The sequence below is a fragment of the Pseudomonadales bacterium genome (assembly GCA_024234435.1).
GTDB lineage: Bacteria > Pseudomonadota > Gammaproteobacteria > Pseudomonadales > Porticoccaceae > JACKOF01.
In genome coordinates, this window is the sequence record JACKOF010000002.1 from 118850 (window position 1) to 132898 (window position 14049).

Sequence of the window (14049 nt, forward strand, 5' to 3'; positions counted from 1 at the left end):
ACAACTCCCTCTGAGAATAGACCATTACCCTTTGACGAGTTTAGCTGCAATACTGAAAATGATCTGTTCGGATGAATCGGGTCGACCACTGAACAGCCATAACAGATAGAGGCTGGCCACATAACTGAACACCCCTGCTGCTGCATGAAGAAACAGACTCAGAAAAACATTTATCTGCAAATCAGTTAGCAGCAACATATCCAGATAATACATACCAGCCGCTGCCAACAACGGTCGCCATAGGGTGGAAAACAACCTGGCTGTACTACACTCAAGCGTATAGGCCACCAACCAGTACATCACTGGCAGAAAAGCGACAGAAACCAGCAGTTTGGCCCGCGCAACATCAACCGGGTCCATACTCTTACCGACCCAAACCAGAACCGGAATCAGGACGGCAGTTTCTGCCAGTATTTTGATTGCCGTCAGGTTCACCCGATTTCTGACCATCAGAACCAGGCTCAAGCTCATGGAAATCCCCGCAACGGCACCAATAAGCGCAGTCCACTGCAGTATCGGCACAGTGTTCAGCCAGTTTTGGCCAAACAGGACTCGTACAATATCGCCTGCAACAATGCTCAACCCAACGCCTACAGGCAAACAAAGTAAAGTCACTACTCCCAGTATTTTTATGCCGCTTTCAGCGAACCGTTGACTGTCATCCTGCAACAGGGAAAGGTTCGGAAACAGTGCCCGACGAATAGGCATGACTATTTCCTGTACAAACATGGTTCCCACTTCAGCAGCAAGGTAATAATAACCCAGTGACGTCGTCCCCAGGCTGCCACCAACGATAAACTGACTTGCTTTACCATTAATCACTCCACCAACACTGGAAACCAGCAACCATTGAGAAAACCCCCAGATTTGCTTCATCCCGTCAGTTGAAAATTTTGGCCTGAAGGGGTGCATGGTATAACTCAATATAAGCTCAAATATGCTTTTAAATACCATACCCAAAACAATGGCACGGTAATCTCTCAATAGCAGCGCACCGGCAACTGTAACCACAAAACTCAGCAGTTTGACGTAGAGTGAAAAGCGAAATTCTCTAGCAAAATCAAGCTCTTTGCGAAAGGCAACGATACCAATATTTTTAAACCCCTGAAAGAAGTAGGCACCAGCGAGAATCGTCAAGATGGTGTACAGCTTCGACTCACCAAAATAATCGGCAATAAATGGCATCGCGCAGAGCATGACCACAGCAACAATAGCACCCTGGATAACCTGAATGGTCCAGGCCGCGTTATAGAGTTTTCTCTCGGTATCCCGCTCCCGAATGAGTGCCAGATCAACGCCGGTTGACGACAGGGTATCAATAAGTGCCACCACCATCATCGCCATCGCCACCAGCCCGAAATCTTCCGGCGCCAATAATCGGGCAAGAATAATACTGCTGAAAAATCCGACAAAGCGCATTGCCCAGCGCATGGCAACCATCCAGATGGTTCCGGCTACAAAACGCGTGTTTGGTGCAGTTGTGTCGCTTTGTGGTGATGTCACTGGAAAGTTGTCCTTATCGCTTTATTTTGCCTTGCAAATTCTGTCTTATACCATATTCTATGCGCTGCCGCCCCGATAACGGGAAAATTTGCCAGAGGGTGATGTTGCACATCGAGAATCATGACAAATCTGACTAACACCAGACTATTAAAGTCGCACTACTTTGCGGGCTGGTCCGCTAGCGACCCTATCAGACACACGCCTGAAAACGTTATTCTGGCAATGCAGAACACTGAAAACAGCTCACTGCCAACAGAAACTATCGCCGCCAACACTTACGGGTGTATCACTACCGGGCATTTATTCAGCCCGGACAACACCGTGACTGCGGCGATTACCGGTAATCCTCGCTGGCCATCGCATTCACTGCAACAGTTAGCGTCGGATAAAAATAACGCTCACGCACTTGCTGCCGCTTACCGGCAGCATGGTCCTGAATTGTTCGAGCAACTGCAAGGTGATTTTTCATTAATTATTATTGATAGCAGTAATGATTTGTTTCTATCGGCAACGGACCGTATGGGGCAACACCCCGTTTATTACGCCACTCTCAATAACGGTGTGGTGTTCGGCTCATCAGTGTCTGCCGTTCTGGCTCATCCGGATGTCAAACGGGAAATCCAGCCCCAAGGTATCTACGATTACGTTTACTTTCATATGGTACCCAGCCCCCACTCCATTTTTGCGGGCGTAAACAAACTCCCCGCTGGCCATTTGCTCCAGTATCAAAATGGGCGGGCGGAAGTTAAAAACTATTGGCAACCCGATTTTAAAGAGAGCTGCTCTACCAGCTTCCCGGATATGGCTAAACAGCTAAAGACCGAGTTAAAAAATGCCGTCGCCCGCAATATAAGAAGCGGCGCATCTGTTGGCGCGTTTCTCAGCGGAGGACTCGACAGTTCAAGCGTCACGGGCATGCTTGCTGAAGCCTGCGAGCGAGAAGCACACGCCTATTCCATTGGTTTTTCAGCCAAGGGCTATGACGAAATGGAATACGCGCGCATTACAGCCAAACATTTTGGCGTAAAACTTCACGAATATTATGTGACACCGAAGGATGTAGTAGATGCACTACCGCTGGTCGCATCCAGTTACGACGAACCCTTTGGCAACTCATCTGCCCTGCCCGCTTATTTCTGTGCCAAAGTCGCTGCCGAAAACGGTGTACAACAATTGCTGGCAGGTGATGGTGGTGACGAAATTTTTGCAGGTAACGAGCGTTACATTAAACAGGGCATTTTCGAAAATTATGGGAAAATCCCTCTTGCTTTGAGGCGTGGGCTTATAGAGCCTGTCACCCGAAAACTGCCACAGGGGTTCCCGCTGGCCAGCAAAGCCAACAGTTATCTTGACCAGGCAAACACGCCCCTGCCCGACCGCTTGCAAAGCTACAATTTTTTGCACCGGCATCAACCGAATGAAATATTTACTGACGACTTCCTGAGACAGGTAGATGTGTCGGCTCCGATAGCCCTGCAAAGGCATACTTACCAGCTGCCGGAAAAAGCCGAAACTCTTAACCGGATGCTCTACCTGGACTGGCAATACACCCTGGCCGACAACGACCTGCGCAAAGTCAGCCATATGTGTGCCCTGGCCGGTATCGATGTCAGTTACCCCATGCTTGATGACAATCTGATCGCTTTTTCCTGCTCAATTCCCAGCGCCTGGAAAATCAAGGGTAAGGACTTGCGCCATTTCTACAAACAGGCGCTAACCGGCTGGCTACCCAACGAAACCATTCACAAGAAGAAGCAGGGTTTCGGGCTGCCTTTCGGAGTCTGGATGGAAACACATAAACCGCTGCAGGAAATGGCTTACGACAGCCTGTTGCGACTAAAACGCAGGGGTTATTTGAGGCCGGAGTTCATTGACCACGCCATTGAGCTGCACCGCAATCATCACGCAGCATACTACGGCGAGTTAGTCTGGATTTTGACCGTGCTGGAACTCTGGATGGACAAACATGTTTAAGGGTCACTAACGTTTTATTACACGGAGAAAACAGCACTGGCGTACACGGTATCGTTCGCAACATATTGGATTACTTCCTCGCTTCTTCTCACAATGCCGGAACGCTGGCTGTCATTGCGCGCAGTAGCACAGCAATCCAATAAAATTGAATCCTGCTTAAACCAGCCCTTATGCAGCCATAATACCTTTACCCTCATAAAACTTTTTCACCAAATACCATATCTGTTCCACAATTTTCTGAAAAAATGGAATCCAGCATCAAATCACCGAGCTCTTTTCTGTAGTGCGCAGGCTCCCAGAACCACTTTAATGCAACGCCTTTCTCGCCCTGCGCTGGTAGAGGTTCATGAATATAAGGCGAATCAGCAGAAAAATTCCACAGCGTAACCCGGCTGCTTTGTATACCCTCAACAATGCCAGTGATTTCCCCCAACCAGTCGGGGTAGAGATCCAACAACCTGTTTTTCTCAAGAAGATTCCAGAACCTTTCGTGCAGCGGATTAATAAAAAGTACAACTTCGATATCCCGACTGCTCAAAACGGATAAGAATGCCTTCAAGTGCTCAAAATCCTCTGACCTCTGGCCATTTTCATAATAAAGGCTCCAGCGCCTTTGATATTTCTCCTGCAACAACTGCTCTTTCTGAAGAAACAGTGCTCGCACACCTTCAATTCTGGTGCTGCTGGCAAAGTCGTAAGCCGGGTTAAAACCGGCTTCGGTTCTGTCCGTTGCCGGACTTCCCTGCGCGACCACCGTTTTTATTGAACTGACCAGAGCGTTCAAGGAAAAGAAGGCGGAATAATAGTCTTTCAGCTGACTCAGACGATACGCACTGTTGATATCGCCGTTAGCCTGATACTGGAGGTTTGCCACTGGCGATATCCCGCTATTCAACGGAGCGCTGGAACCTTCGGCAACCAGAAAATCCGGAAAGTCCAGACTCATTAAGACCCTGTTAACCGGCTTTTGATACACCAGATTCAGTGCCGCTGCGGACTGGTACCCAATGCTCGCGCCCGGTATTCCGAGATTATAGGCTTTCCGCCCCCCCGCAGAGAGACAGGCATGGTGGGGGTCAACTCCCATCTCGACACGTGAATTGCCAACAATCAGTGTCTGAAAGTCAGCCCTTAACGGCTGATAGGCTTTTGCCAATCTGACCCGGCTATTGATGTGAACTTTATAATGATTAAACCCCTCGATGCGTTTTGCACCGGAAACAGCATAAGGGTCAACAAAATAATTGAACACAAAAACCAGACAGCTCGCAAAAACCAGTGTGAGCAGAAAAGTAACTGTGTATTTTTTTGTTGTCATCGGCCTGCATCAAAATTGGAAGTAAAGAAACTCGGAAACCTGGCTAAGTGTTAACACACCAAACAGAAACATCAGCGCAGTCACGACAGCCCACTTGCCCGAAAGGGTCCACTCACAGACACCTTTGGATTTTCTGAAGCCTTTAAAAGCCGCATCGTTTTCATATAAAACAGGTTCCGCTCTGTGAAAAATCTGTGCCAGATTAGGGGCAAAAAAGGCCAACAGCGCCGCCGGAACAATCCACGCAAAATTCTCAACAAACCGTGAACCGCTGGTATAACTGACCCCTACGCCCGCCTGTTGCAACAGCTCGCCAACGTCGCCGAGCCTGGCAACGATCCCGGCCGGAATTTGCACACCATTGGCACCGGACATTGCCAGCAAAATCGAATTGGCCTGCTCCAGCGTTGGAGCGCGAAAGAATACCCACGACACAACTACTGCCAGAAAAGTCAGCAGCCAGCAACTGGCGTTATAGACAGACGACTCACGCCAGTCGAGCCGCGCTACTGTCAGCAACTTGCTCCAGGCATGGTTAATCATCAGGTACGTGCCATGCAGACAACCCCAGACAACAAAGGTCCAACCAGCACCGTGCCACAACCCGCCAAGCAGCATAGTCAAAAACAGATTGATATAGCGGCGTGATTTGCCTCGTCTATTGCCACCCAGGGAGATATAGAGATAATCACGCAAAAACCGCGACAGGGTAATATGCCAGCGCCGCCAAAAATCGACAATGCTGTTGGCTTTGTAGGGTGAGAAAAAATTAAGCGGCAGGGTTATGCCAAACATTCGCGCGCAACCAATAGCCATATCCGAATAGCCGGAGAAGTCAAAATAGAGCTGAAAGGTATACGCCAGTGTGCTGCCCCAGGCAGTAAAAAAATCCAGTTGCCCTGCTGCCGGACTGTCATATACCGGCCCCACATAAGCCGATAGACTGTCAGCCAGAACCGTTTTTTTGAACAGGCCAATACTGAAAATACTGATCCCTACGGCAATATTTTTTGTCCACGACGGCAACGCATCCCGACGCATGAACTGTGGCAGCATTTCGCTGTGATGAACAATTGGCCCGGCAATCAACTGGGGGAAAAAACAGACAAACAAAGAGTAGTGCAACAAATTATACTCTCGCGCCTTACCCTCCCATACATCCACCAGATATGAAATCTGTTGAAAGGTAAAAAATGAAATTGCCAGCGGCAAAAATATTTTTTCCAGTTGCAGACTGGTACTGAATACAGCGTTGATATTATCTACAAAAAAATTGGCATATTTGAAATAACCCAGCAATGCCAGATTAATCCCAACACCGCAAATCATTACCAGCTTTGAAGGCTGCCCCGAAAAACGCGAGATCAGTTTGCCAACGTAATAATTGAAAAAAATGGAAAAAAGAATAAGAAATAAATAGGCCGGATTCCAGTAACCATAGAAAAACAGAGAGGCCGACACCAGCACGGCAAAGCCGATCTCTGTTTTCCGCCTGCGCAGGCATAACACGTACAGCAGCAACGTGCAGGGAAGAAAAGCAAAAATAAACTCGAAAGAGTTAAAGAGCATCCATTACCTCTGGCCCAGATATTATCGCAAAGAATATTTTTTCAATAACATCAGTTATACATCCCGACGATTGTGGCCCTCGACCGTTACACGCCATTGCAAGTGATCCGGGCGCTTAAATTTTCGATAGGTTTTCCGCACCAGGCCTCCCAGAAATAATCGATCCACAGACATCAGAAATTGTTTTAACTGGTAACGCTTGTAATACTTTTTCAGGCGCCCATAGACATCATCATGATGCGTTTCTTTTGCCACAGCCATCAGATCTTCCACGGTGCTTGCCAAACCTTCATCATAAGGTTTCAGCACTTCCAGCCCCCGCAACCCCTTTATTCTGGGCAGTGAAGCAGAATGGCCGCCAAGCATCTGAATGGCAAGCGCAGTCCTGACACATTTTGGGCAGGTTCCGCAGTTTTCGTGAATGCTGCGCCAGCAAACCTGCAGGTTATCGGCAACCTGTTGATTGCGAAGTATCTCCCTCAGCTTCCTGCTTCTGCCAGCATAGGCACCATGGTGAATAACTTCAGTAGATTCTGTCGACCACATGGGATCACTCAACGGGTGGGTTCCCCAAGGGTATAACTCGCTGTATGTATGCGAAGCGGGGATATAGATTTTTTTCATTCCCAGTGAGCCACCGACAGAGCTGAGAAACAAACCATGCGCCATACGCCATGAAATACGGCGTTTTTCCATCCAGTCACGCACATTGGAAACAACAGGCAACAATTTTTTACCGATAGCCTCAACAAATCGGGTCTGTTCCGCTATGCGTTTGTCCCACGATTGCGGATCATTGCCACTGTCAAAACCCCAACACATAATCAGGTGAGTAATCTCTTTCTGGTTGACAGCAAAAGTGTGGGAACTGTCTACACCCGCCGAAAAAAAACTACCTACGGTTTCGAAAGGCCGGATATCCGCACTGACTCCGGACTTAATTTCAACAACACTCAACTCCCTGTTCCAGCAGGCGTAGATTGATTGAATTTCCCGAAGGCGTTCATGAAGCGCTCGAGAAACCGGTATCGAATCAACCACAATTGGCAAATTGCTGATCATGGCCTCGAGCAAGGCCACGGCAACAAAACCCTCTGCACAGGGAAATAACGGGTATGCTTCCGGCGTCCTGAAAAATACCTTGTCGCCATCTACCTGCGCACTGAGCTCGCAAACACCGTCCTCAACCGAGACGCTTATATCGGAAATTCTGATTTCCTTCCGCAAACTCATGCAATGGCCCTTTTATCAGGTAAGAGACAGCGCTGCCCTTGAGGGACACCGAATATAGGCAAAACCGTTATAGTCCGGTTGAATATTCAACTCCAGAACCACAGGCCCGTCTTTGGAAACAGCGATGTCGGCACCTACAAAGCGGGTTTCTGGAAAAGCCAGAAGTGAGCTTCTGGCAAGTTCAATAGCCTCTTCAAACATTGGCAACCTGATCCCGGTCATTGTTAGATTCTTTTCCGGGTTTCGATCATATGAATCACCCAGCTTATATTTGTGCAGGCCTGCCTTAAGCACGCCGGTATCAAGATCTATGGGGTAGGACAACCCACCGGCCGTCATATTATCAACCAACGACCCGGTTCCACCCACTCGCAGAAAGGCGCCCACACAGACCACGGTGTCATTTGCCTTGCGGACCACAAGCACACGCAGGGTATTAACACTGGACCGGTTGTAAGAGGCGTAGTCCGCGTGCTGCTCCAGGTAACGTTCAATCAGTATCCCCGCTTTAGCACCCGGACTCACTGACGAAACAAAGGCATCAACCGAAACTGCCTCTTGGCTACTGAGATCCCGGATCAAATCATTTTCAAGACACTCAATCGCCCTGAAACCTTCCCCTCCCCAGGCTTCTGTCAGCTTGAAGCATAACCTGCTGCCAGGGGCTTGCTGATTCAGGAGGCCCTTCAATTCGGCCCCGGTTCGCAAAGGCGCCCCTGTGGTGGTAAACCCGCTGACTTCCCGATAATGACCCAGCAATTCCGGTGTGGGTTGCCCGTAAGCCGTTAACACAGCTTTTTCAATCACCTTGTTCTGTGAGCTGCGGTGATAAAGCCTGTTATTAAGTTTAAACACCCGCTTGTTGTATTGGCGCACACTGAGATAACCCAGCACCTCGGCAAGAGAAGCATCCCTGCGATACATTTGTGCAAGCAGATAATACCCAGGCCCTAAACGTGACCGCAGGAACAGTAGAGCCATTTCAAAAAGCTGCCTGAAAAAGCCCTTGTTTCTCTCCTCTTTTGCGAGCGCACGCATTAGGGAAAGGTAATTTTTATTATTGCGACTCATAAAGATTATTTACCACCCGAACCGATACGAAACATGGATAACATTATACGCTTCACTTCACCAAATCCTGACATTTCAGCCTCAAACTCCAGCTCTGTCACCTGCTCGCCATCCAGTATTCTCGGCAACGCAAATTTGTGTGATTTGCAGGAAACAAGGCCTGTTTCCGTCGTTGTGGCCGAAACAATACCAGCGGCTTCGAGTTGCGGCCAGACTGACTCATCGTAAACACCGCTAGGGTAGCAAAAATGGGTCAGTTGTCGGCTAACCAGCGGCTGCAATGCATGTCTATTGTCAGTCAGCTCCTGCGCAATGCAGTCTGCACCATCCATTGAAATCCTGTGCCGGTGTGTGTGCAACTGAATATCAATCCCCCGTTTATGCATGTCGGCAATCTGATCCATCGTCACCAGATGAAACAGTTTCTGCTCTGATATCTCTGCGTATGAAACACCCAGCAGGTCGCCAATTTGCGCCATTTTGTTCTGTCGCTCTGTTTCAGATTCAAGCCCGGAAACATAGCGTTGTAACAGGGCTCTCGCATCTTCTCGCTGCTCCACATTTTTCAAGCTGGCCAGGGTTGCGTTTTCAAGACCCACAGCCCTTAAGTCCAGCTGCTCCCGCGTCGTGATTGCCAGCATATACTGAAGCGCAACATCAAACACCGGTACCTGCTGCTCGCAATAATAGGAAGTGATATAAACCGTTGCCGGAAAACTGTATCGCTCCAGTGCTGGCAGCATATGCTGGTAAGTGCCAGACCAACCGTCGTCAATTGTGAGAATCGTCGCACAATCCGGCAACGTTTCGCTGTCATCAAAAACTCGATCAAGAGCAACAACCGGATACCCCCACCGTTTTAGCAGGGACATTCTCTGCTGAAACCGCGCGGGGCTCATGTAAAGAAAATTACCAAAATGCCCCTCGCCCAACCAGATACCATGGTAGGCAAGCACTCTAATGTGTTTTCTGGTGAGCCACCGACACAAGACAAAAATACCGGTGTACCTGGCTAACCAATAGAACTTTTCTTTCATACTTCCATGAATACCCAAAAGCAATAAACCACTGCAAATTCGAAGCGGAGTATACCCTATTGGGATTACAGGTATGTTAGGATTCCCATGAGTTTTCGGACCGACGGAAGCACAGACAATACCAACGCTTAAGTTCGCTAACCGGTTCAGCAGAAGCAAATAAAACATGGAAAAAACGATGCCCGAACAACGGCGTGAAGCCATTCTTGTCCCACAGGCAGAATCCTTCGGTTCAATAGCAGTCATTCGCTCAATTGGGCAGCATGGTTATCGGGTCCACGCGGCATCATCGAAAAAAGACGCGCTGGGGTGCAGGTCCAACTTCTGTTCAGTGAGCCACCTTTCACCGGATTACCAAAACCCTGACTATTACCCTTGGCTACAAAAACTGATAGCAGACAACGATATCAAGGTGATTATTCCCAGTGAAGGCTTTTTGCTGGCAATCAGACAGCACTTTGAAAAGCTGTCTCACCTGATACCGATTAATAATGATGCCGAAATCGTCTACGGCTGTCTCAGTAAAAGCCATGTATTTAATGCTTTTCTGCAATCCACTGATCCTGCAATACAACAATCAATCCCCAACACCCTGATTGCAAATGACACAGATACTGTAGCCTGGTCAGAACTGGCAGGGTGGCAGTGGCCACTGTACATAAAAGGTGACGGTTTCGACGGCAAGGGTCATTCCGACAGCCTTGTCAAACGTGTTGAAAACGAAACAGCGGCAGTAGAGATTTTCAAAACAGCGCAGCAAAAATACAACCGAATTTTAATTCAGGACCACATTCCCGGGGTAAAAGCCACCGTCAATCTGCTGATTCAGAATGGTGAGTTACTGGCGGAGTCGATGGCTATCGCTTCTCACGAAAACCCTCATCAGGGCGGGCTAACCTCTCTCAGAAAAAGCTGGTGGCAACAGGAGATGTATGAAGATGCTTTGCGTCGATTGCAATTTCTGAACTGGCAAGGTCCGGCCATGGTGGAGTATAAATGGAACCACGCAACCCGGCAGTTCACTTTTATCGAACTGAACTCGAGGTACTGGGCCGCTCTGAATCTTGATATTCTGGCTGGATTACACTTCCCGGCAATTCATGTTGACTATTTTCTGCATGGCGAAAAACCGGATAAAATCCAGCGCCTGAAAAAGAACATTATTGTCAGAAATGCGCTACCTGCAGATTTTGGCTATCTGCTATCAAAACTCAAAGACAGCCGTGTTCCCCTGAGCGCTAAAATCAAAAGCCTCATTGGTTTTTGTCTGCTGCCATTTCACCCGGGCATAAAAGCGGATTTATTCTATCCCGGTGACCGCAAACTTTACTTTTTAAACTTTTGGAACTTCACTAAAGAATTGTCGGCGGCTGTACTCACTCGGCTGCGCAAATGACAGCAGCTGGTCTGCAACGCGAAGTTCCCCACAGATAAACAATTTACTGGGATTTGGTTTTTTGTTTAACTAGGCGCTGGAGACATTCTCTGACGTGGTGGCCAACCGTTGTCAAGCCTGTCTTTTCGCCTGACAACCCAACCGAGAAACCATTTTGTTAATACATCGAAAATCTCAACATACACGAATCACACGAATGTTGCTGCTGATCATCGCAATCGGCTTGTTTTCGACAGCCCACTCGGCAGTAGCCCCCTCAGCACCATGGGTTGGCGATACACTAACGGGAGCACCCTGCATTGGCAATCCGCAAGGTTTTGGCCCTTACGACTACCTGCAGAGAAACCAACTCACTTACGAATTGAACATTGTCGAACAATATCACTTCAACGAAGTTAAGCAGGAGCTCGACTACACCCTACGAGCATGGCCAAATCACCACAGAGCTCTCTATGCGGCCGTTCGAAGAAGGATTGACACCTGGGACAGCAATATACCGCCAAAGAAAACACCCGCTGAATGCTACCTGCAGCGAGCCATTAACTTTAGTCCCAAAGACGCTACTGCGCGCATGCTTTATGCAATGCTGCTTCACAGCACTGACCACAAAGAGCAGGCACTGGAGCAATACAGAAAAGCTCTGGAAGCTGAACCTGCTCATGTGCAGGCTCAATACAATATGGGTCTACTGCTCGTTGACATGAAAGAGTACGAAGAGGCCAATGACATTGCCAAAAACCTCTACTCCAGAGGCTACCCGTTGCCCGGCCTGAAAAACAAGCTGATAAAAGCAAAAGCCTGGAAAGGCGCTTCTAAAAACAGCAGCACAGAGAAAAACACTGCCGAATAACAGGTGCTTTCAGACTGGATCCCGATAGTTTAGCAGCAGCCTGACTAAAAACCGCGAGGGCGTTTTATCCCAGGGTGTAAACCGGGGAAGCTGCCAGCGGTCACTGGTTTTCGCCGCCACCCCCCACTGTGTTGAAACCGCACTCTTATACCCGGCAAGTTCTGCCAGATCCCGGTGCTCAACATGGTAATCAATCTCTGGTCGGCCATTTGGGTAAGCAAAATTATCAACCGTTTTTCCAATGATCGATTCAAGCTCGTCTTTCGAGCCCAGAATCTCCTTTCTGGCTTCAGACAGCTCCAGCGTTGCCAGGATGGGATGCGTAGTGGTGTGGGCACCAATATCAACTCCGCTGTCACTCAACCCCTTTAGCTGCTCGGTTGTTAACATCAGGTTTGTAGGCAATTCACCATTCATTTCAATTGCAGCAATGTACTGAATGGCTGCTTCTCTCTTCGCTGGCGGCCAGTGTTTCACTTCACTGATGATGGAAGCAGCGGCTTTGCGCCGGTCATCCTGACCATTAATGTTATGAATACCCAACCCTATAGCAGAGAGATCTACCTTTTTCTTGCTGGCAATTCGCATGGCCTCAACAATGGTGTCATTCCACATCCGGCCACCATCCAGATAACCGGTTGCGACATAAATCGTCGCTGGCACCCCTAGCCGTTGTAATACAGGCAGAGCCAGCGCCTGGTTATCGGCATAACCGTCATCGAAAGTAACACAGACTGCCCGCTCGGGCAGCTCACCATAGTCCATCAGCGATAAAGCTTCAGAAAGAGGAAGAGGATTGAAGTGTTGAGCCAACAGCTCCATTTGCCACTCGAACTCTGAAACGGTGGGAAGCGCCATCCGCATGAAATCAGGTTCCGGCAGAACGCGATGATAATTCAGAATAGATAAGCGCTGGGTGTTTTTTGTGCCCAGCAGGGTTGGCAAAACGCTAACAACGGCACTATGTAGCAATGAATTCATCAGCCTGACCAATGGAGGTTACAGGTTGCGATTTTGCCAGCCCCTCTCACCCGACTCAACTGTCGATTGTTTTTACACCTTTGCCAAAAACGGCAATACCGCTACGCGCCCAGCAGCATTCGACTGTATTTACCGGTAACCTTCTGACACAAAAAAATGATCAGCATACAGCCCAGTGTTACGCTGGCTGTCAAGGCAATATACGCCAGTAGATTTCCTTCGGGGAAGTCCACAGCGCCAGACCAGCGCAAGTAAGCCATCTTGATAACGAGCAGAACATAGGCGTGGATAAAGAAAATCCCGAAGCTGATATGAGCCAGATAACTGAAGTGATCATTAATAAACGGTTCAGCTCGATCAAAATAATACAGCAACAATGGACACATCAGAACTTTCAGTACGTACTGAAAGTATTGCCCGTATCCTTCTATAAAAATATTTCCACTGATAAGCGCTATAGCAGCGGCCAGCAGCAACCAGTGATACCGTTTCACAATAGCAAGAAGTTGATCATGGTACGTCGAAGCAAACATTCCAAATAAATAAACGGAAAACAGGTACGCAGCCTTGTTGAGAGGGCCGTAATGGCCATCCCTGCCAATAAAGAAAGAAATCACCATGAACACTGGCAACAGCCAATAAATTCGCCGGTCCCTGTCCGCTCTGATCAGAAGTGGCGCTACCACATAAAACAATGCAATGGTAGGAACAAACCAGAATGGTGCTAGGTGTTTGCCTGTAATCAAAAAGAAAAAGATCTGTTGGTACAGTGGATTATCATAAAAACCGTTCCAGACGTTATCCTGCACGCCCAATGTCGTGTAGTAATAAATACTGGGAATGGACAGTAGCAAATACGGCAAAATGACGTTTTTGGCCTTCTTTTTCCAGTAGCTCCATTTCTCGAATCGTTTGCTGAGGAACTGAAACATAAAACCGGCAATAAAAAAGAACAACACTGAAGACTGATTGAACAGCGTATCAAAGAAACTGAATACCCAAGGGTTTTCATGCCATTGAAAGGCGTGAAGGGAGTGGGCCCCGACAATACCGATAATCGCATACGCCCGAAAATTATGGATATGAGATAAAAACATTAATTGCTTCTCCGTCAGAA

The 14049-nt window shown here is 48.3% G+C and carries 11 protein-coding genes; 3 read left to right on the plus strand and 8 right to left on the minus strand.

All coding sequences use genetic code 11. The features are described from left to right. Positions 1 to 24: 24 nt before the first annotated feature. Positions 25 to 1503 (minus strand): lipopolysaccharide biosynthesis protein, encoded by a 1479-nt coding sequence (locus H7A02_10405; protein MCP5172667.1) that lies wholly within the window; start codon positions 1501 to 1503, stop codon positions 25 to 27. A 222-nt stretch (positions 1504 to 1725) separates the two neighbouring features. Here H7A02_10405 and H7A02_10410 point away from each other — a divergent pair, with 222 nt between their 5' ends. Next, positions 1726 to 3477, plus strand: coding sequence for an asparagine synthase (locus H7A02_10410; protein ID MCP5172668.1), 1752 nt, complete (start codon positions 1726 to 1728; stop codon positions 3475 to 3477). A 193-nt stretch (positions 3478 to 3670) separates the two neighbouring features. Here H7A02_10410 and H7A02_10415 read toward each other — a convergent pair whose 3' ends face one another. Genes H7A02_10415 through H7A02_10435 form a run of 5 tightly spaced genes read right to left on the minus strand, consistent with a single transcriptional unit; the run spans position 3671 to position 9705 of the window. Next, positions 3671 to 4795, minus strand: coding sequence for a hypothetical protein (locus tag H7A02_10415; protein ID MCP5172669.1), 1125 nt, complete (start codon positions 4793 to 4795; stop codon positions 3671 to 3673). Between the two features lie 9 nt (positions 4796 to 4804). Beyond that, on the minus strand, positions 4805 to 6364 hold the full coding sequence (locus H7A02_10420) for an MBOAT family protein (protein ID MCP5172670.1): 1560 nt from the start codon (positions 6362 to 6364) through the stop codon (positions 4805 to 4807). Positions 6365 to 6418: 54 nt separating this feature from the next. After that, the gene (locus H7A02_10425; GenBank protein MCP5172671.1) at positions 6419 to 7597 is read right to left on the minus strand and encodes a hypothetical protein; all 1179 of its coding nucleotides are present in this window, start codon (positions 7595 to 7597) and stop codon (positions 6419 to 6421) included. A 15-nt stretch (positions 7598 to 7612) separates the two neighbouring features. Then, a complete protein-coding gene (locus tag H7A02_10430) occupies positions 7613 to 8668 on the minus strand; it encodes a hypothetical protein (GenBank protein MCP5172672.1) in 1056 nt (351 codons plus the stop codon). Between the two features lie 5 nt (positions 8669 to 8673). Further along, on the minus strand, positions 8674 to 9705 hold the full coding sequence (locus H7A02_10435; GenBank protein ID MCP5172673.1) for a polysaccharide deacetylase family protein: 1032 nt from the start codon (positions 9703 to 9705) through the stop codon (positions 8674 to 8676). A gap of 166 nt (positions 9706 to 9871) precedes the next feature. Between H7A02_10435 and H7A02_10440 the strand changes: the two genes are divergently transcribed. Next, positions 9872 to 11101, plus strand: a complete 1230-nt coding sequence (locus tag H7A02_10440; GenBank protein ID MCP5172674.1) for a hypothetical protein — start codon at positions 9872 to 9874, stop codon at positions 11099 to 11101. Between the two features lie 196 nt (positions 11102 to 11297). After that, complete coding sequence (locus H7A02_10445; GenBank protein ID MCP5172675.1) at positions 11298 to 11951, plus strand: hypothetical protein; 654 nt, start codon at positions 11298 to 11300, stop codon at positions 11949 to 11951. 9 nt (positions 11952 to 11960) lie between these two features. On the opposite strand, the gene H7A02_10450 is transcribed toward H7A02_10445, so the two are convergent. Then, entirely contained in the window at positions 11961 to 12932 is a 972-nt protein-coding gene (locus tag H7A02_10450; GenBank protein ID MCP5172676.1) for a polysaccharide deacetylase family protein, read from the minus strand. 101 nt (positions 12933 to 13033) lie between these two features. After that, complete coding sequence (locus H7A02_10455; protein MCP5172677.1) at positions 13034 to 14029, minus strand: acyltransferase; 996 nt, start codon at positions 14027 to 14029, stop codon at positions 13034 to 13036. Positions 14030 to 14049 lie beyond the last annotated feature (20 nt).